14 protein-coding genes are annotated in these 20025 nt (G+C 74.5%); 10 read left to right on the plus strand and 4 right to left on the minus strand.

The annotated features are described in order from the left end of the window. Window positions 1-897 precede the first annotated feature (897 nt). The 3 genes from AC559T_RS35550 (at window position 898) to AC559T_RS35560 (ending at window position 6442) form a co-directional block, all read left to right on the plus strand. On the plus strand, window positions 898-5211 hold the full coding sequence (locus AC559T_RS35550; protein ID WP_498871497.1) for a diguanylate cyclase domain-containing protein: 4314 nt from the start codon (window positions 898-900) through the stop codon (window positions 5209-5211). A gap of 155 nt (window positions 5212-5366) precedes the next feature. Next, window positions 5367-5777, plus strand: a complete 411-nt coding sequence (locus AC559T_RS35555; protein WP_071064067.1) for a response regulator — start codon at window positions 5367-5369, stop codon at window positions 5775-5777. Continuing rightward, window positions 5774-6442 (plus strand): histidine kinase, encoded by a 669-nt coding sequence (locus AC559T_RS35560; protein WP_498871498.1) that lies wholly within the window; start codon window positions 5774-5776, stop codon window positions 6440-6442. Before AC559T_RS35555 ends, AC559T_RS35560 begins: the two co-directional genes overlap by 4 nt. A gap of 6 nt (window positions 6443-6448) precedes the next feature. Here AC559T_RS35560 and AC559T_RS35565 read toward each other — a convergent pair whose 3' ends face one another. Both AC559T_RS35565 and AC559T_RS35570 read right to left on the minus strand, forming a co-directional pair. Next, window positions 6449-8455: a hybrid sensor histidine kinase/response regulator gene (locus AC559T_RS35565; protein ID WP_498871499.1), complete on the minus strand. Its 2007-nt coding sequence runs from the start codon at window positions 8453-8455 to the stop codon at window positions 6449-6451. Between the two features lie 283 nt (window positions 8456-8738). Next, window positions 8739-9965: a phosphatase PAP2 family protein gene (locus AC559T_RS35570; protein ID WP_498871500.1), complete on the minus strand. Its 1227-nt coding sequence runs from the start codon at window positions 9963-9965 to the stop codon at window positions 8739-8741. 563 nt (window positions 9966-10528) lie between these two features. Here AC559T_RS35570 and AC559T_RS35575 point away from each other — a divergent pair. After that, a complete protein-coding gene (locus AC559T_RS35575; RefSeq protein ID WP_498871501.1) occupies window positions 10529-12043 on the plus strand; it encodes an adenylate/guanylate cyclase domain-containing protein in 1515 nt (504 codons plus the stop codon). Between the two features lie 101 nt (window positions 12044-12144). Next, window positions 12145-12933, plus strand: a complete 789-nt coding sequence (locus tag AC559T_RS35580) for an SDR family oxidoreductase (RefSeq protein ID WP_112106126.1) — start codon at window positions 12145-12147, stop codon at window positions 12931-12933. 32 nt (window positions 12934-12965) lie between these two features. Here the strand turns inward: AC559T_RS35580 and AC559T_RS35585 are convergent, their stop codons facing one another. Further along, the gene (locus AC559T_RS35585; protein ID WP_198541328.1) at window positions 12966-13385 is read right to left on the minus strand and encodes a hypothetical protein; all 420 of its coding nucleotides are present in this window, start codon (window positions 13383-13385) and stop codon (window positions 12966-12968) included. A gap of 363 nt (window positions 13386-13748) precedes the next feature. Here AC559T_RS35585 and AC559T_RS35590 point away from each other — a divergent pair, with 363 nt between their 5' ends. Beyond that, window positions 13749-14510 carry an SDR family NAD(P)-dependent oxidoreductase gene (locus AC559T_RS35590; protein WP_498871502.1) on the plus strand — a complete coding sequence of 254 codons (762 nt, stop codon included), beginning with the start codon at window positions 13749-13751 and terminating at the stop codon, window positions 14508-14510. Window positions 14511-14531: 21 nt separating this feature from the next. Here AC559T_RS35590 and AC559T_RS35595 read toward each other — a convergent pair whose 3' ends face one another. Next, a complete protein-coding gene (locus tag AC559T_RS35595; RefSeq protein WP_498871503.1) occupies window positions 14532-15413 on the minus strand; it encodes a TIGR03854 family LLM class F420-dependent oxidoreductase in 882 nt (293 codons plus the stop codon). 127 nt (window positions 15414-15540) lie between these two features. On the opposite strand from AC559T_RS35595, the gene AC559T_RS35600 reads away from it, so the two are divergent. The 4 genes from AC559T_RS35600 to AC559T_RS35615 all read left to right on the plus strand — a co-directional run bounded on the left by AC559T_RS35600 (window position 15541) and on the right by AC559T_RS35615 (window position 19947). After that, a complete protein-coding gene (locus AC559T_RS35600; RefSeq protein WP_112106118.1) occupies window positions 15541-15735 on the plus strand; it encodes a hypothetical protein in 195 nt (64 codons plus the stop codon). Beyond that, window positions 15732-16223, plus strand: a complete 492-nt coding sequence (locus AC559T_RS35605; RefSeq protein WP_112106119.1) for a hypothetical protein — start codon at window positions 15732-15734, stop codon at window positions 16221-16223. The genes AC559T_RS35600 and AC559T_RS35605 overlap by 4 nt, the downstream gene beginning before the upstream one ends. Before the next feature lie 278 nt (window positions 16224-16501). Beyond that, a complete protein-coding gene (locus tag AC559T_RS35610) occupies window positions 16502-18370 on the plus strand; it encodes a hypothetical protein (RefSeq protein WP_498871504.1) in 1869 nt (622 codons plus the stop codon). A 389-nt stretch (window positions 18371-18759) separates the two neighbouring features. Then, the gene (locus tag AC559T_RS35615; RefSeq protein ID WP_498871505.1) at window positions 18760-19947 is read left to right on the plus strand and encodes a TAXI family TRAP transporter solute-binding subunit; all 1188 of its coding nucleotides are present in this window, start codon (window positions 18760-18762) and stop codon (window positions 19945-19947) included. The last annotated feature ends 78 nt before the right edge of the window (window positions 19948-20025 follow it).

Raw genomic sequence — 20025 nt, forward strand, 5'->3', positions numbered from 1 at the left:
TGATATACGACTTCGTGATATACGCGGTGGACGGACGGCGACTTTCCGACCCATCGTTTCTACCACAGGGCCGCTTAGCGGTGCCGGCGGCAATGCCCCGCCCCACCGCTTCACCGCCGTTTAGCCGGGCGAGCTTCCGGCCCACCGGTTGCGCAGGGTCACCCCGGCCCCCGTCGCCGGCGGGCCCGCCGGCACCCCGCGACGACGCCACGAACAGCGCATTGGACGTCCCCCACAGGAGCCTGCCCGTGGTGACGGTGACTCCAGGAGCCCGGTACACGGAGACACAATGGTCACTGTGAGTACCACAAACAGACGCTCGGACGAATGTCAACGAGGTCGCTGTGGCCGCAGTGCCTCCGCACGGTCGCGCCGGGCATCACGGCGCTACCGCGGCGCCCGCGCCGCCGCGCCCGCGGGGTGATGGCGCGGGCGCAAGCAGGCGGCACCGACTCGGCCCGCACGGCGCACGGCGCCCCGCCCCGGCCCGCCCCGGCGCCGGATTCGCGGCGTTCACCGGCCCGGCCGCCACCGGTATCCGGTGTATCGCCCGCGGCCGGCCATCCCCGCACCGGGCCGCCGGTCCGATTTGCCGAACCGGCCTCGAAGTGGCCGGTAACACAGCTTCCGTCGATTGACCCACCGGCCCGGCCGCGGGCGAAAGACACCCCGACACGCGCGCGACGGCGCGTCCGATTCCCACTTGGAGCAATTCGGCCGGCCGGGCCCGGCGGTGTAAGAACCACACAGGCACCCGTCGGGTGAAACAGTCCGCGGCGCAACTCGTATGCTCTTCCCCTGCCGGGATTCGACGGATCAAAACCGAATACCGTCACCAAACACGGTCCCGGCGGGGTGCCGTCGCATCGGCAGCGGCGGGGGAATGGAAACTGGCGGATGACCATGGGCGACCGGCGACACCGGATGACGCCCGGCGACCGCGCTCGGCGGCGGGTCGAGCGGCGGCGGGTCAGGCGTGAGCGCCGTTGGGTCAGGTGGTCGTTCGGCCGCGGTCGGCTGGCCGGGTGGCCGCTGGTCAGCGGACTGATCGCGATTCTCGCGCTGAGCGGGGTCGCGCTGGCCGGTGGCAGCCGCTGGCTGGCCGACATCGAACGGGACCGGCTGGCGAACCGGGTGAGCCTGATCAGCAACCTGGCCACCTGGGAGTCGACGGCCGACGACCCGGCGGGCCTGCGGGCCGTCGTCGAGCGCACCGCGTTCGACCCCAACGACAAGGCCCGCAATCACCAGCTCGCCGCCCAGTTCCAGATCACTCCGGCGGGCGACACCACGCTGCTGGTCGCGCTGCTCGACCGCGCCGGGACGCTCCTGTCGGTCCGGCCGGCTCAGGGCGCGGTGAGTCCGGAGGATCTCGGACCGGCCTGGTCGACGGCGTGGAGCGGCGGCAGCGCCGTCTCGCCGGTCTTCCCGTTCAACGGGCACGCGGCGCGGGCCACCGTCATCCCGGTCGGTGGCTCGCGGCCCTGGGCGGTCCTGGTCAGCGTGTCCACCGAGGAGTCGAAGCGGCAGCTCGGCACCGGCATGGGCACGCTCCTCCGGCTACGCGGGCAGGGCGCCGTCTCCACCATCGACGCGCGTGGCATCGCTGTGGTCTCAACCGACCTCTCGCTGCCCGGGACCCGCGTGCTCGACCCCGCCGAGCTCAGCGCGGCCTGGCGCTCGACCAACCGCACCCGGGTCTGGACGACCGGCGGCGAAGACGGCTACACCCACGTCGCCGCCGCCCAGCCGGCGACCGGGTACACGACCTACCTGGTCCAGCCGACCGCGCAGCTCTACGCGGAACTACGGGAGCAGCGATCGCACCGCAACATCACCCTGCTGGTGGTGACGATGGCCGCGGTGCTCTCGATCGCGGTCGTCGGGCTGCACGAGGAGACCCGCGCCCGGCGCCGGCACGGGAAGCTGAGCTCGCTGCTGGCCGCCACCCGCGACATCGTCATGACCGTCTCGGCCGCCGGCCGGCTCGAGTACGTCAGCCCCGCCGCGGCGACCCGGCTCGGCCACGATCCCGCGGCGCTGCGCGGGCGGCCGCTGTCCGAGCTGATGCGCGGTGGCGACGCGGAACGGGTCGCCGCGCTGCTCGACGAGCCGCTGCCGGCAACCGTGATGAACGTCCGGCTGCTGTCCGCCGCCGGGCACGAGCACTGGTTCGACGTGTCGGCCCGGCGCCTCGCCGACGAGACGGGCTCGCCACGGGCGATCCTGACCTTCCACTCGATCGAGCGGCGCAAGTCCCTGCTCGACCAGCTCGGGTTCCAGGCCGGGCACGACCTGCTCACCGGGCTGGCGAACCGGGCGACCTTCGACGAACGGCTCGCCGGCGCCCTCGGCCACCAGCCGGCCGGCGGCGCGCTCGCCCTGCTGTACATCGACCTGGACCACTTCAAACCGATCAACGACACCTACGGGCACGCGGCCGGCGACCGGGTGCTGACCGTCGTGGCGAGCCGCCTCACCGGCACGGTCGGCGCCGGGATCGCGGCCGGGCCCGACGCCGACGCCGACGCCGGGGCCGGGGCCGGGAGCACCGTCAGCCGGTTCGGCGGCGACGAGTTCGGCATCCTGCTGCCCGGGGCGGACGAGACCGCCGCGGGCGCGATCGCCGCCCGTGTCGTCGCCGCGCTCGGCGAGCCGATCGACCTGGACGAGACCCGCGTGACGGTCGCGGCCAGCGTCGGGGTCGCCGTCGCCCGCGGGACGTGCCGTCCCGAACAGCTGCTGCGGGCCGCCGACCAGGCGATGTACCAGGCGAAGGCGGCCGGCCGGGCCCGGTACTCGATCGGCGTGGTGGCGGAGGCGGAGCCCGACCCGTCCGAGGCGGTCGCGCCCACTCCCCCGATGACACCGGCGGCGCCCCAGGCGCCCGGGACGCCGGCCACGGGGAGCCCGTCCGTCTCGCCCCCGCCCGCCGCGCGCCCGTCCTCGCGGCGTCTGTCAGTCGCGCACCCGTCCGCCCGGCGGCTGTCGGTCCGGCGGCTGTCAGTCCGGCGGCCGTCGCCGCGGCGGCCGTCCGTCCGGCGCCGAGGGGGTACTCGCCCGCCCGCTCCGCTGCGGCACCGGCTCGCGGCGGCGATCCCGTCAGCGACCGTCGTCGTGGTGCTGCTGGGGACCGTGACCGCCGGGCTCGCGATGGAGACCACGGCGCGTGACAGGGCTCAGAAGCAGCGGATCGACGCCGGCGTCGAGCTCGTCACCCACGTCGCCGAGTACGCCCATGCCCTGAGCGACCCCGGGCGCCTCACCGGGGTCGTCTCGGAGATGCCCTGGCCGCTCGGGAACCCCGCCGCGCTGACCGAGGTGTTGCGGGTCATGGGGACCTCGGCCGTTGCCGGCCCGGGCTCGCTGCTGGCCGTCGTCGCTCCCGATGGCCGGCCGATGGCGACCGAGCCGCCCGGTACGCCCGTGCCGATACCCGTCGGCGACGATCTCTGGTTCGACGCCAGCCGCAAAGGGGCGCTCACCCCGATGATCCTCGTCAACGGCCGCTCCCGGATCTGCTCCATCGTGCCGATCCTGCGCGGCGGGTCCGCGGCGGCGCAGCTACTGCTGTGCCCGACGAACGTGCTGCCCGCCGCCCGGACGCTGCGCTCCATGAACGGCCTGTCCGGGGATCTCGGCCGGGGCGGCATCTCCGTGCTCGACGTGCGCGGCCGGGCGGTGCTGTCCTGGGACGAGGCGCTGGTCGGCAGGACGCTGGTCGAACCGGCCGACCTCGAGCAGGTCCGCGACGGCACACCCGGCCTGGTGCGCTCGGCGAGCCGGCCGGACACGATCGCCGTCGCCACGGCGATCCCGGGCGGCGGATACGTCCTGCTGGACCAGACCGCCGACCTGTTCCAGCTGAGCCTGCTGGAGTACCGCTCGATCGGCGACGGGCTGCTCTTCGGGATCATCGGCGTCACCGTCATCGGGCTGGCCGTGGCCAACCGGCGCCGGGAGCGCGCGGTGCGCCAGGACTTCGAGCAGCTCGACATGCTGCTGCACGGCGCGCACGACATCGTCATCCTCCTCGACCGGAGCGGCCGGCTGGATTTCGTCAGTTCCGCGGCGGAACCGCTGCTCGGCCGGGACAGCCAGGAGATGCTCGGCCACGACCTGCTGCGATACGTGCACCCGGAGGACCGGGCGGCGGTCCGCGAGTTCCTCGCCGGCCCGGCCGGCGAGGCGGCGGACGGCCGGGCGCTGCAGGACATCCGGCTCGAGGCACGCGACGGCAGCCACCGCTGGTTCGACATCGAGGCGACGGCCTGCGCCCCGCGGCCGCCGGCCGCCCGCGCCCGGGGCCCGGTGCTGACCTGCCGGGAGATCGGGGAACGGCGCGGCCTCACCGAGCAGCTGCGCCGGCGGGCCCGGCACGACCCGCTCACCGGGCTGCCCAACCGGGCCGCGCTGGCCGAGCACCTCGACGCGGTCGCGCGGCGCAGGACAGCGTACGCGGTCCTGCTCGTCGACCTGGACTATTTCAAGCCGGTCAACGACAGCTTCGGCCACGAGGTGGGCGATCATGTGCTGCGGGTGACCGCCACGCGCATCCGCCGGGTCCTGACCGGCGGCGGCGCCGGTAGCGGTAGCGGTAGCGGAGACGGTGCCGGCGGCGGCACTGGCAGCGCCAGCGGCGACACTGACGGCGGGGTCGACGCCAGCGGCGACAACAGCCCGCGCCAGCCTGACACGGCGCCCGTTCCCGGCGGTGCCGCGGGCGCCGGGGAGCGGCCCCGTTTCCGCCGCCGCCCGTCGTCCTGGTTCGGCGGCGACCTGGGTGGATCATGGAACCTGCCGGAGCAGGGTGAGGTCTTCCGGGTGGGCGGCGACGAGTTCGTCGCGGTGCTGGCCGGCCCCGTCACCGCGCTCGCGGGCGGGCTGGACGTCGAGGCCGTGGCCCGGCAGACCGCCGACCAGATCACCGCGATCGTCCGGGAGCCGATTCACGCGGGCGGGCGGCTGGTGACGGTGGGCGCCACGGTGGGCGTCGCGCTGTCGCGGGGGGCGGCCGCTCCGGAGGCCGTCCTGCGCCTCGCGGACGCGGCGATGTATCAGGCGAAGCGGTCCAGGCCTGACGGCCGCCCTCCGGGCGAGCCGCTGCGCACCTCCCCGCCCGCCAGGCCGCTGCGCGCCCCCGGCACCGAGCCAGCCCCCGTCACCGAGGCCGCAACGCCAGCGGACACCGAGGCCGAGCACGCGTTGTGACGAAAACCCGGAACATCGGAAATGCAACTTCGCCGGTTGCGCCGTCCGGTGTCAGGGTCGTGCCGTATGGTGGCGCCGTTCGGGCTGACAGGCGGCGAGATGGCCCCGGTTCGGGGCGACCGAGGTGGCGTGTGCGGAACCCATGCGGAGGCGAGATGCGCACCCACGGCCGGCCACGAGCGCTCGTCGTCGACGACCAGGAGATGATCCGGCTGCTGGCGGCCCGGGTGCTGTGTGACGGCGGCTGGTCCGTCGAGACGGCGGGCGGCGTCGCCGAGGCGCTCGCCCTGCGGCCGCTCGGCTTCGACGCGCTGGTCATCGACACGCGGCTCGGCGCCGAGCGGGGCACCGAGCTGCTCGCCGCCCTGCGGCTCGACGATCCGCTGGTGCCGCGCCGGTGCCTCATCCTCAGCGGCGCGTCCACCGACCCGGCGCCGGACGACGTCGCCGTGCTGCTCAAGCCGTTCCGGGCGGACGACCTGCTCGACGCGGTGAACAGGCTCTCGGGCCGGCCCACGGTCGACGATGACCCGCCGGGCGGTGGGCGCCAGCGGCGGACCGGATGACCCAGTCCGGGACGGCCGGCGACGCACGTGTCGCCGACCGTCTGATGTTCCTCATGATCGCGCTCCAGGAGCGCGCGAACCGGGCCCTCGTCGAGGAGCTGCACGACGGGCCGATGCAGGAGCTCACCGGCATCCTGCTGTCGCTGGCGAGCCTGCGCCGGGGCCTGCCGGCCGAGGCCGCCGCGCAGATCACCCAGATCGAGACCCGCCTGCGCGACGCCGCCGCCGCGCTGCACCGGCCCCAGCCGCCGTTCCGCCCCGGCAACGGCCCCCGGCAGATGCTCGAGCTCGGCCTGACCCAGCGGGTGGAGGGGGTCCTCGTCGACCGGCTCTACACCAGCCTGGACATCGACGTCGCCCCGCCCGCGCTCACGGAGGTCGCTGTCGTGCTGGCGACCGTCCAGCTCCTGCTGCAGGAGAGCGACCCGCTGGAGCGCCCGGCGCGTGCGCTGGTGGCGGTGCGGAGCAGTGCCGAGCATGTCGAGCTGGCCCTGCGGGTCGCCTACGCCGACGGCTTCCGCCCCGACGCCGCGACGGCGGGCCGGCTGGAGCGGCTGCGGCAGGTCGCGGACGTCCTCGGCGCCCGGCTGAGCCCGGACGCGGTCACCAGCGCGTGGTCCGCGGCGGTGCGGCTGCCGCGGGCGCCGTCCCAGGCGGGCGGGTAGGCACCGTCAGTTGTCGCGGGGCCAGGGCGGCGCACCGAGCGGGGGGAAGGGACCGCCGGGGGCATCCAGCGCCTCCCGCACCTTCGACAGCAGCACCCGCTCGGAGAACGGCTTGGTCAGCAGGGCAAGCCCCGGGGCGAGCGTCCCGTTCTGGGCGAGCACGGGCTGGGCGTACCCGGACATGTAGAGGACGCGCAGGTCCCGCCGCTGCTGGCGGATCCGCTCGGCGACCTCGCTGCCGAGCAGCTGCGGCATGACCACGTCGGTCAGCAGCAGGTGGATCTCCTCCCGCGTCGTCGACGCCAGCGAGATCGCCTCGGGCCCGCTCGCCGCGATGATCACCTGGTAGCCGTTGCGGGCAAGGATGCGACGGGTGAGCTCGCGCATGGCCGGCTCGTCCTCGACCACCATGATCGTCTCGCCGCCGAACAGCTCACCGTCGGCGAGCTGCTCCTCGGCCGCCGGGACGGCGCCGTCGACGGCCGGCAGCAGCGCGCTGACGGTGGTGCCGACGTTGACCGTCGACAGGATCTCCACGTGCCCGCCCACCTGGGTGACGATCCCGTAGACGGTGGCCAGGCCGAGCCCGGAGCCCTCGCCCTTCGTCTTGGTCGTGAAGAACGGCTCGAACGCGCGCGCGGCGACCTCCGGCGACATGCCCGTCCCGCTGTCGCTGACCCGCAGGTGCACGAAGCGCCCGCCGCGCAGCCCCGGGCGGGCGGCCGCCGTCTCGTCGTCGATGCTCACGTTCGAGGTGTCGATGGTGAGCGTGCCGCCACCGGGCATCGCGTCCCGCGCGTTGACGGCGAGGTTCACCAGCACCTGCTCGATCTGGCCCACGTCGGCCAGCACCGTCCACAGGCCCGGGTGGGCGGAGGTGTGCAGCTCCACATGCTCGCCGAGGGTGCGCCGCAGCAACTGCTCCATGTCGTGGACGACCCCGTTGAGGTCCAGCGGGCGCGGCTGGACCACCTCGCGCCGACCGAAGGCGAGCAGCTGATGGGTGAGCTGGGCGGCCCGGTCGGCCGCCCGCTGGACCTGCTCGATGTCGCGGCGGGCGGACTCCCACCGGCCGCCCTGGTCCCTGGCGGCGGTTCCGACGACCTCACCGACGAAGGCCGTGTAGTTGATGATCACTGCGAGCAGATTGTTGAAGTCGTGTGCCACGCCGCCGGCGAGTTGGCCGAGGCTCTCCAGCCGCTGCGACTGGTGCAGCTGTACCTCGAGCCGTTCCCGCTCCGCCTGGGCCCGCAGCCGCTCGCGCTCCGCCTGCGCCTCCAGCCGGTCGGTGACGTCCCGGATCGCGGCCGAGACGAGCAGCCCGTCCTCGGTCTCCAGCGCGGACAGGGAGATCTCGGCGGGGAACTCCGTGCCGTCCCGGCGGCGCGCGGCGAGCTGCATCCCCGCGCCCATCGGCCGCGGCCGCGGATCGTCGAAGTAGCGGGTGCGGTGCCGCGGGTGCAGGTGCCGCACCGACTCGGGGACGAGGATCTCCATCGGTTGCCCGACGAGCTCGTCCCGGTCGTACCCGAAGAGCCGCTCGGCCTGCGCGTTCACCAGCGCGATCCGCCCGTCCGGGCGCACGCCGACGATCGCGTCCGGCGCCGCCTCCAGCAGGCCGCGGAACATGGCCTCGGCCCGCTTGCGGCTCGTCACGTCCCGGATCGCGGCCGTGACGAAGATGCCCTCGGCGGTCTGGACGGCCGACAGCGAGATCTCGGCGGGGAACTCCGTGCCGTCCCGGCGGCGCGCGGCGAGCTCCACGCCCGCGCCCATCGGCCGCGGCCGCGGGTCGGAGAGGTACGCGCCGCGGCGGGCCGGGTGCGCCCCGCGCAACGCCTCCGGGACGAGGATCTCCATCGGTTGCCCGACGAGCTCGTCCCGGTCGTACCCGAAGAGCCGCTCGGCCTGCGCGTTCACCAGCGCGATCCGCCCGTCCGGGCGCACGCCGACGATCGCGTCCGGCGCGGCGTCCAGCAGACTGCCGGGCGGCACGTCGGCATAGCCCGCCAACGACTACCCCCAAATCGTGAACGACGTGTCACGCAATGACACATGGTAGCCCGGAGGGCGCGGGACGTTCGACCGCAAACGGGTATCAGTCGGACCGCGCCACGATCATGTCAGCAGGTGCCGAGGTCAGCGTGCCCAGGTGCCCGGGAACCGGTGGCACGGTCAGGATCTGAGATCCCGGCAGAGAGCCCGGCCAGCCCCGCCCCGACGATCACGACGTCGACGGTCTCCACACTGCCTCCGAAGATTCGGGTGGCCGCGGGACTCCCACGGCCGTGTCACGCTACGTCACGGCCGACACGGGATCGGTGTGCGCAGTCGGCCTGTCCCCCGGGGCATTCCCGGTTCCGGGACTCTCGAGCCCGTGCTGGGACGGGACCGCCGGCTCCGCGGGCGCTGATGACTGCGTGGGCACGACCGGCTCCGCGGGCACGACCGCCGGAGGCACCACCGAGACACCCGGGGACACAGCCGAGACCTCCGCGGACCCCGCGGATGCGGCCGGCCGCGGGGCCACGGACGGCCGGAACCCGAGGCTCACCAGGGCGGGCTGCTCCGGCACCGGGCGACGGCGGCCGACGAGCAGCACCGCGCCCGCGACCAGGGCGCCCCCCACGATGCCGTCCAGCCAGAAGTGGTTGGCGGTCAGCACGACCACGGCGACGGTCGCCAGCGGCTGGATCACCGCGAGCCAGCGCATCCGGTGACGCAGGATGGTGACCACCGCCCACGCCTCGAGGATCGCCCACCCCACGTGCAGACTGGGCATCGCGGCGTACTGGTTGGCGACCCCGCCGCTGCCCTTCCCGTACGGTGACGGCCCGAAGAGCATGCCGGTGTCGACCAGGCCGACCGACGAGTCGACCCGTGGCAGGAAACGCGGCGGCGCGAGCGGGTAGAGCAGGTGGATTCCCAGGCCGGCGCCCGTCGCCAGGATGATCACGTTGCGGACTCGGCGCCAGTGGTCGCGGTGCCGGACGAACACCCACACCAGCAGCAGGATGGCCGCCGGGAAGTGGGCGCCGACGTAGTACCAGTTCGCCCCGTGCGGCAGCCACTGGTGCGCCAGCGCGACGCCCTGCAGCGAGGCCTCGTCGGGCAGGCGCAGGAACCGCTCCAGCCGCCAGACGTCAACAGCGTGCCCGAGTGCGTCGGGCTCGCGGCCGGTAGCCAGGTGCCGGCTCAGGCTGTAGCCGACGTAGAGCAGCCCGAGCAGGATGACCTGGCCCACCGTGTAGGCGAGCAGGCCGAGCCGCACTCCCGCCCACCGCGGGCGCACCCGCTCGAAGGCGTGCGAGGGCCACGACCCGACGCGGGCGAGCCGGGCCACGGCCCCCGCCCCGGCGGGCGGCGCGTCACCCAGGCCGTGCGCCGCGCCGGCGGGCGGCGCGCCGGCGCGGCGCGCGGACGCGGCGGCTGGTGGTGGCGCGAAGGGAATCAGCCCAGGCAACGCCACCGGTACGGCCGCGGGTCGCTGCCGTGGCAGCGCGGCCGAAGGAGCCCCGACCATGTTTCCCTCCTCGTCGACGCGTTCCGGACCCGCCACAAGGACGGGCCCACCGCACCGGACGTGACACCCGGCAGCCGCCCCCGTGGACCAACACTCGGCAAACCAACGCCACACGGCAACCGATTTCGCTCGGCGACCGTTACCGCCGGACGACCGATGACGCTGGGCACCACGGACACGACGCCCTGAGTGTCGCCGACAGGTCCGACAATTCCCGGGCGCCGCCGTCCCCGGCTGTGCGCGGCCTCGACGGGCGTGGGCCGCGACCTGTCCGAGTGTCGGCGTTTCGGCCCGGAAAGGCAGTGGTGCCAGCCCCCCGATCGCGATGGGGTCACCGCCCCCGGCCTTGGTACGGCTCGTTCGGGCCCAGCGGGCGGCCCCGGCGCGCCCGGCAGGCGCCGAGAGCCGACCTAAGCCGCGAAAGCCCAGGCCAGGACCCTGCCGGGCCCCTGCGAGCCGTCGCCGGTGGGGGCAGTCGGCCCACCGAAGGTGGTGCCAGCACCCCCGCGCGGGTGACCCTGGCCTGCTGGCGACGGTGTAGGCGAACCGGGCTGAATGGAGCCATGGCGCGCAACGGCACGGCGGGCGACACCACACCAGGCCACGAACCAGGCAGCCACCGACCAACGGACGAGACCGGGAGCACCGGAGCGATCACCGTGCTGCTCGCCGACGACAACCTGATCGTCCGGGAGGGCGTGCGGGCGCTGCTCTCCCGCGTCGCCGACATCGTGGTCATCGGTGTCGCCGCTGACCACGACGAGCTGGTCCGCGCAGCCGCGCGGCTGCGCCCCAGGGTCGTCGTCACCGACATCCGGATGCCGCCGGACTTCACCGACGAGGGGGTCCGGGCGGCCCAGCGCATCCGGGCGGCGAGCCCGGCGACAGGCATCGTGCTGCTCTCCCAGTACGACGAGCCCGACTACGCGATCACGCTGCTGCGTGACGGCCTGTCCGGCTACGCCTACCTGCTCAAGGAGCGGGTCGCCGACCCCGACCTGCTGGCGCGCGCCATCCGCGAGGTCGCCGGCGGCGGCTCCATGCTGGACCCGGACATCGTCGCCGCGGTGATGACGCCCGTCCGCGAGGCCGGGACGCTGACCCGCGAGCAGGAGGAGCTGCTGCGCGACGTCGCCCACGGGCGCCCCGTGGCCGCCATCGCCGCCGACCACGGCGACACCCCGGCCGCCGTCAACGCGGCGATCGACGCGCTGCTGCTGCGGCTCGCACAGGGCGCGAGCTCGGGCCAGGCCGGCGCGCTGCGCCGCCTGCGCATGCTGCACGAGGCGCTGATGAAGCGCGAGGAACAGGACGTCGCCCTGACCAGGCTGCTCCCCAGCGGCCTGGCGCAGAAGCTGCGCGACGACGCCACCGCCGCGAGCCGCGCCGAACGCCTCGTCGTCACCGTGCTCATGTCGGACGTCCGCGGCTACTCGGGCATCGCGCAGCGCACCGACCCGATGGTGCTGGCGCACCAGCTCGACGAGCACCGCCGGGAGATGAACGCGGCGATCCTCGCCGAGGGCGGCACCGTCCTGCAGTACGCCGGGGACGCGGTGATCGCTGTTTTCGGCGCGCCGGACCCGACCAGCGACCACCGCGAGCGTGCGGTGCGCGCCGCGGCCGCGATGCACCGGCGCCAGCGCGGCCTGGACGAGCGGTGGACCAGGCGCCGTCTGGAGCCGTTCGGGCTGGGCGTCGGGGTCTCCACCGGCGAGGTCGCGGCGGCCCTGCTGGGCTGCGACGCGCACCGGGAGTACACGCTGGTCGGGGACACGATGAACCTCGCGCAGCGGCTCCAGTCGATGGCGGAGGCGGGTGTCACGATCGTGAGCGCCGCGACCGCGGCGGCGCTGCCCGCCGACGTCGTCGTCCCCCTCGACCCGCGGCCGGTGAAGGGGCGGGTCGGGGACGTCCGGGCCTACCGCGTCATCGCCGGCGGCGCCTCCTCCCCCATCCCCGTTCCCGTCTCCGTCCCCACTCCCGTCGTTCCGGCTCCCGTCGTTCCGGCGCCTGCCCTCACCGCGCCGGTCCCGCGGCCGCGCCGCCGCCGTCTGCTGGCCCGCTCCGCCGCCTGAGCGCCGGGCACGAGCCCCGCCCGATGGAAAATGGGCCCCGGAACGCAGGCCGGGGCCGCCGGGGAGATCCCCGGCTGATCGGGAGGGTCGTGATGACCGCGATGACTCAGCCGGAGCAGGCGGACGCGGGCAGGGGGGTCGCCGTCGTGACCGGGGGCAGCCGGGGCATCGGCGCCGCCTGCGCCCGTCTGCTGGCGCGGGCCGGGTGGACGGTCTGCGTCACCTACCGTTCGGACGAGGCCGCCGCGCAGGAGGTTGTCCGGGAGTGCGACGCCGCCGCGCGGGCCCTCGGCACGCCGGCCGGGGCCGCCGCCGTCGCCGCGGACCTGGCCGATCCGGCGCAGATCCCCGGGGTCTTCACCGCGGCCGACCGCCTCGGCCCGCTCACCGTCCTGGTGAACAACGCCGGGATCGTCGACCGCCAGATGCGGGTGGACGAGATGACCGCCGGCCGGCTGACCCGGATGTTCACCGTCAACACGGTCTCGTCGATCCTGTGCGCCGGGGAGGCCGTCCGCAGGATGTCGACCCGGCACGGCGGCGCCGGCGGGTCGATCGTCAACATGTCGTCGGCGGCGGCCAGGCTCGGCAGCCCGGGGCTGTACGTCGACTACGCGGCGAGCAAGGGCGCGATCGACACGTTGACGCTCGGCCTGGCCAGGGAGGTCGCGGGCGAGGGCGTGCGGGTCAACGCGGTGCGCCCGGGGATCATCGCGACCGACATCCACATCAGCAGCGGGGAGCCGCAGCGGCCCGCCCGGATGGCGGGCAGCATCCCGATCGGCCGTGCGGGCACCGCCGACGAGGTCGCCCAGGCCGTGGCCTGGCTGTGCTCGCCGGCCGCGTCCTACACGACCGGCGCGATCCTGGACGTCGCCGGCGGCCGCTGAACGAAGGCTGAACGGAGGCCGAACAGGCGCGACTACCGGGCCGACGGGGGCCGGAACATGACCAGGGCGGTGGGGTTCCGGCGGGCGTAGCGCAGGGCCGCCCGCTCGCAGGAGCCGCTGACCCACTCCAGCGTCCAGTCGACGTTCACCAGGCCCACGACGTCGGCGACGCGCTGCTGGAACTCGTCGTCGACCTCCTGCTCGGCGCTGCGGGAGGCATAGGCCACGCCCTCCATGCCGAAGGCTCCGTACATCCCGGCCGACCACCGGGCCCATCGCGTCCATCGGTCACGCACGGCGACCACGACTAAGCGGGAACCCATCCGCGCCGCGAGCTCCGCCGCGAGCAGGACATCGGCGAGATCTCCGGCGTCACCCGCGCGTAGGCCCACGATCACATGACTTCCCGACGTTGTCCGCGCGGCAAGTCGACGTCCCTCAGCCTGCTCCACGGTTCCTCCTCCGCCGGCGCCGTCCCGGTCGAGTTACCGCCGAGGATGGTGGCCACGATTGTGATGGGAAACACCAGAAAGGGGAAGTACCGAAGAGACCTGATTTTGTCGAACGCTCGTAGTTCACGCATCGGCCCGCCGTCTCTTCGGTCGCCCGCACGCGGCGACCTGCCCGTGCCACGTGATCCGGGTGCCGTCCTCCTCTTTCTGCCCCGTCCCGATCGCTCGTACGCGGACCAGTCGCGGCCGGTCGCCGCGGAGCCGAGAATCCTGAGATCCGGGACGCGCGCGCCGAGCTCACCCTGCGGGCACGCACCGTCCGTCCGGGTATGTCATCGCCGGTCGCACGAAGGCGGGAAACAGATGTCGGTATTGGACAGATTCCGCCTCGACGGCAGGGTCGCCATCGTCACCGGGGCCTCGTCGGGGATCGGCGTCGGCTTCGCCCGCGGGCTCGCCCAGGCCGGCGCGGACGTCACTCTCGGTGCCCGGCGCACCGACCGGCTCGCCGCGACCGCCACGCTGGTCGAGGCGGAGGGCCGCCGGGCCGTCGCCGTCGGCACCGACGTGGCCGACCCGGAGTCGTGCCGGAACCTCGTCACGGCCGCCATGGACACCTTCGGGCGGGTCGACATCCTGGTCAACAACGCCGGGGTCGGTTCGGCCCACCCGGCGCTGCGGGAGACCCCGGAGCAGTTCCGCTCGGTCATCGACGTCAACCTCAACGGCTGCTACTGGATGGCCCAGGCCGCCGCGGCCGTCATGCGGCCGGGCAGCAGCATCATCAACATCTCCAGCGTGCTCGGCCTGACGACGGCCGGCCTCCCGCAGGCCGCCTATTCGGCCAGCAAGGCGGCCCTGCTCGGGCTGACCCGCGACCTCGCCCAGCAGTGGACGGGCCGGCGCGGGATCCGCGTGAACGCCCTGGCGCCCGGGTTCTTCGAGTCCGAGATGACCGATCAGTACCGGCCCGGGTATCTGGAGAGCCAGTCGGCACGGATCCTCGCCGGCCGCTTCGGCGACCCTGAGGAGCTGACCGCCGCGCTGATCTTCCTGGCCTCCGACGCCGGCGGCTACGTCACCGGGCAGACCCTCGTCGTGGACGGCGGCGTCTCCATCACCTGACCGCGCTGCTCAGGGAGCCGGTCAGGTCTCCAACGGCATGAGCTCGCGGGCGAACCCGTCGAGGAACTCCGGCCAGCCGGCGGAGTCGATCAGCGGGTACACGACGAACTTGCTCACCCCGGCGTCCACGTACCGGGCGACGAGCTCGCGCGCCTGAGCCCACCCGCGCGGGACGAGGTCGGCGGGGTCGCGCCCGGGGCGCCGCCCCCGCAGTGCCGCCGCCGTCGCCGCGGGGACCTCCCCGAACGCGATCCGCAGGCTCAGCCCATGGTGCTCCGGATCGACCTCGCGCCCGGCCTCCGCGGCGGCCGCGTTGATCACGGCGATGCCCGCGGCGGCCTCGACGGGGTCGACCAGGCTCGCCAGCCAGCCGTCCCCGTAGTGGCCGATACGGCGCAGCGCGGCCGGCGCCGCCCCGCCGAGCCAGATGTCGAGCGGACGGGCCGGGCGGTCCCCGATCCCGATGTCGGTGACGTCGAAGAACTCGCCGTGGAAGGTCACCGTCTCCTCGGCGAGCATCCGGCGCAGGAGCTGGAGCGCCTCGTCGAACACCGCGCCGCGCCGCCCGGCCGGCACCGGGAACGCGTCACGCTCGGCCGGACGGGCCGGCCCGAGCCCGAGCACCGGCAGGACCCGCCGCGGCGCCAGCGCGGCCATGGTGGCCAGCTGCTTGGCCAGCAGGACGGGGTTGCGTCCGGGGAGGACGGCGACCCCGGTGCCGACCTTGATCGAGCTGGTGCGGCCCAGGGCATACGCCATGCCGGCGAACGGGTCGACGCTCGCGGCGGAGAGCTGCTCGGAAAGCCACAACGAATCCACACCGAGTGCCTCGGCCGTGTCGACCCGGGCGGCGAACTCCCGGCCGGGGACGGCGGCGAACCCGACACCGATGCGAACCTTCATACGGTCAGCCTAGGTCGAAGCGCTCCACGGGACCCCGAGCCGAGTGTCCCGGGTAGCCCCCCTGCCCCGGCGAGACAGGCAAATCGGGGCATTGACCCCAGCGGGAATCCCGGAGGACCGTCGTCTGATGGGCGACGTCGGCAAGCCGGAACGCATCGTGGAGGACGAACCGATCGGGTTCCCGGACGAGGAGCCACTGACGGCTCCCGCGCCGGTCCCCGCACCACCGGCCACCGCACCACCGGTACCGGCCGAACCGGAGAAGGAGCCGGCCCCCACCGGGCAGGCGGGGCAGGACGGCCGCGTGCCGATCCCACGGTGAGCCTGCTCGGGTGGCGCCAGTGGGCGGTCGACTCCGACGGCCTGCTGCGCCCCGCCTGGACCCCCTGGTCACCGTTCCCGCCCGGGTTCCTGCTGTGGCGCCCGGACGGCCTGACCGAGGCGCACTGCCTGCGCACCGACGACTCCGGGCAGGAGCAGCACGACCGCCTGCCGGGCGACGACTGCGTGTGCGGCCTCTACGCCTGGCGTGATCCGTCCCTGCTGGTGACGGCGCGGCTGCCCCGGTGGACGAGATGTCCCTGCGTGATCGGCGTGGCGCGGCTCGGCGGGCGGGTGATCGTCGCCGAGCGCGGCTACCGGGCGCAGCTGGGCTACCCGGCCGCGGTGTTCGACCCCCGCGGCATCGTCTCGCCCCGGTACGCGGTCGCGCGTTACCGCAGGTGGCCGGCCCTGGTCGCCGAGTGGCACGCCGCCGGGCCCCGCGGCGGCGAGCAGGCCGGCGCACACCCTGACGAGACGGGCGAGTAGCCCGATGACCGATGGGCGCGACCCGGGAGCGCCCACCGAGGAACGGTCACCCCACGTGACTTCGGCATGGCCGATACCTGAACGGGGGTAGCCAGAAGTGTCTTTGCGCCCGTAGAACGTCACACGTGGCGACAAAGATCGCGCGCCGGCCGACTAGGGTCAGATCTGCACACAACGGCACGATGCGGGCATAACCGGGTCTGGTCACGATAGATCGCTCCCGGGTCGGGGGCGCGCCCGGCCCCGAGTGGCGCGACGGCGCGCAGCGAGGGGGAACCGTGCGGACAACCGGCACCGCGGCGGATCCCGCCGACCCCGCCGAGCCGGGCGACCCCCTCCCCGCTGATCCCGTCCCCGCTGATCCCGTCCCCGCCGGTGCGCGGCGGGACGGGCCGCGGCCGAGTCACCGGCACCGACGTCAGCGGCGCCGCCGGCGCCCGCTGGGCCGCGCGGGCCTGGTCCCGGCGGCGGTCCTCGCGGGGTACCTCGCGCTCGCCGTCGCCGTCTTCCGTGCCGCGTGGGCCGATCCCGGCGGCGTGGTCTACGGCTACAGCGACTCGGTGCTGTTCGCGTGGTACCTGGGCTGGGTCCCGCACGCCCTGTCCGCAGGCATCGACCCGTTCGTCACCTCGTACCTGAACGCCCCGACCGGCACGAACATCCTGTGGAGCACGCCCGTCCCGCTGCTCGGGCTGGTGACCGCGCCGGTGACCGCGCTGTTCGGCCCCGTCGTCTCACTCACCCTGCTGCTGACACTGGCGCCGGCGCTCTCCGCGTTCGCCCTGTTCTGGGTGCTGCGGCGCTGGGTGCCGGCGCCGCCGGCCGCCGGCGCCGGCCTGCTCTACGGCTTCGGCCCGTACATGGTCGGCGAGTCGTACGGGCACCTGCATCTCACCTTCGCGGTCTTCCCGCCGCTGCTGCTGCTCCTGCTCGACGACCTGATCGTGCGCCGGCGCCCACCGGGGCGCACCGGCGTGCTGCTCGGCCTGGCGGTCGCCGCCCAGGCCATGATCAGCGAAGAGGTCCTGGCCACCGCCACGCTGCTCGGCGCGCTCGGGCTCGCCATCGCCGGGCTGGCCCACCGCGCCGCCGTCCGCGCGCGGGCGGGCGCGCTGCTGCGGGGCCTGGCGGCCTGCGGCACGACGGCCGGGGCGCTGCTCGCCTGGCCGCTGTCCGCGCAGTTCCTCGGCGACCAGCGGGTCCACGGCAACATCCAGCCGCACAACGTCGCGGTGTCCGATCTGCTGACCTTCGTCACACCGACCCCGGCCCAGCGGATCGCACCCGACGTGGCGCTGCGGCACAGCCTGCGCTTCACCGGCAACGCGGTCGAGGTGACCGGCTACCTCGGGCTTCCCCTGCTGCTCGGGGTGGCCGCGGTCGCCATCCGGTTCCGCCGCGAGCCGCTGGTGGCGGTGTTCGCCCCGCTCGGCGCGGTGACGGCGCTGCTCTCCCTGGGCGGCCACCTGCACGTGGACGGACGGGTCACCGGCATCCGCCTGCCCTGGCTGCCGTTGGAGAACCTCCCGGTGATCAGCAGCGCGCTCCCGTCCCGGCTCGCGCTGTACCTGGCGATGTCCGTGGCGATCGTCCTCGCGGTGGGCCTGACCCGCGTCGCCGCGTCCACCCGGTTCCCGCGGCCGGTCACCCGGGCCGGGCTCGTGCTGCTCACCGCGGTGATGCTGGCGCCGCTCGTGCCGCGCAGCCACGTGGCGACACCGGCCGCCACGCCCGCCTTCTTCACCGGCGACGCCGTCCGCGCGGTTCCCGAGGGATCGACGGCGCTGGTGCTGCCCTACCCCTATCCGGCCCGCACCGAGGCGATGCTCTGGCAGGCCGAGGCGGGCTACCGGTTCCGGCTCCCGGGCTGCTACTGCACCGTCCCGGGCCCGGACGGGCGCGCCGTGTTCAACGCGTGGACCGACCCGCTCAACGCCGCGCTGGTCGCGGTCGAGCAGGGCCGGTCGGACGCGGCGGCCGCGCTGGCCGATCCCGCCGTGCAGGCCGCCTTCGACCGGCTCACGCCCGCCGCGGTGATCCTCGGCCCGAGCGCGAACCGGGACGAGCTCGCCCGGCTGGTGACCGGCCTGGCCGGCGCCGGGCCGGCGGACGTCGACGGGGTCCAGCTGTGGCTGACAGCGCCCTGATCACCACCTTGTGATCACCATTGGCGCCCCGGTATGTCCGGGATGTCCCATCAGTGCGACGCGCTGTGACCAGGTGTCCGGTGTTCGACACCCAAAGCGCGGGACAGGACCCGGACCCGGCTGTTGACTGCCGGTTAATCGCCGGTCGATAGCCTGCGGCGCAACGTTTCGGCGTCCGGTTCGGACGTGTCCGCTCCGGACAGTGTCGGGTACGGACGGTCGTTCTCCGGAGACAACTCGCGGCGTCCCCGGAAATCGCGTGGCCGCCGGCCACGCCGGGCGGGCGCCCGCCGTTGTTCGGCAACGAACAGTACGCGGAGGACGACGGACGGCGCGATTTCGGGTCGTCGCGGGCTCAGCAGACGCGATCGGACGCGGAAGGACGAGGGTTGCCCACGGAATCCAGGCTCGGCCGGTCGGGGCACGGCCAGTCGGGCGCAACGCTGACGACCCTGCAGCGGGCCACGGTCGTCGGCCTTGTGGCGCTCTCCGCCGCGGTGGCGGTCGGCCTCGGCCTGACCGCCCGCGACGACCCGCCGGGCACGGCCTGGCCACCGGAGCGGCAGGCGACGTCCTGCCACGACGTGAAGATCTTCACCGGCCAGGTGGGATCGCCCTACAACCGGTTCGCGCGGGTGCTGCGCACCCGGCTGCAGGCCGCGCCCGAGCACTGGGACGTCGAGGTCGTCCCGACCGGCGGCTCCGCGGAGAACATCTACCACCTGGAGGAACAGCAGTACCGGACGTGCTCGCTGGCGCTGGCCCAGCTCGGCACGACCGTGGACGCCGGGTCGGCGGTCAACCAGTTCTCGCCCCAGCGGGGCGGCCACCTCGTCGAGGGGCTGCGCACGCTCGGGCCCGCCCACGACGACCTCCTCCACGTGATCGTCCGCGCACCCGGGAGCAGCCCGCCCGGCACCGGCGCGGACGTGCGAACCTTCACCGACCTCTGCGACCGGGCCATCGCCGCCGGGCCGGCGGCCTCGGGCACCCGCCAGATCGGCACCGTGCTCCTCCGCGTCGGCCTGCCGGGCACGTGCACCCCCCGACTGGAGGACTCCTCCATCGACGACGGGCTGCGGCTGCTGGTCGCCGGTGCGGTGGACGCGGTCTTCTGGGCCGGCGGCGCCGGCACCGAGCGCATCCGGACCGAGCTCGCCAATGGCGTGAAACTCCAGGTCCTCGACCTGGCGCAGTTCCGCGACGCGATCGCGGCGGACTGGGAGAAGGTCTACCACCCACCTGGGCGGTACTTCCCCGGCACGGTCTTCCCACCCGGGCACCTCGGGCCACGGGACTACCCGGGGATGACCGACGTGGACACCGTCTCGCTGCCCAACGGCGTCCTGGCACACGAACAGGCCGACCCGGCGCTGGTCCGGCGGGCGACGGCCGACCTCTTCGGCGATCCGGCCGAGTACGAGCGGGCCCTGTGGGGCGACAACCCCGCCGGCCGCCACGTCCCGGACGCGCTGACCGTCTACGAAAGCCCGCTGTTCTGCTACGTCCCGCTGCATCCGGCCGCCGCCGAGTACTACCAGCTCGAGTTTCGCCGCGGGCCCGACTGTGGCCGGTAGCGGCGCGGCGGTGGCAGTGACGCCGACGGCGACGGCGACGGCGACCGTGCCGGCGGCGGCCCGGCTCCGGCCGCGCGG

The sequence above is a fragment of the Frankia sp. Hr75.2 genome, from assembly GCF_949319125.1.
Classification (GTDB): Bacteria; Actinomycetota; Actinomycetes; order Frankiales; family Frankiaceae; genus Parafrankia; species Parafrankia soli.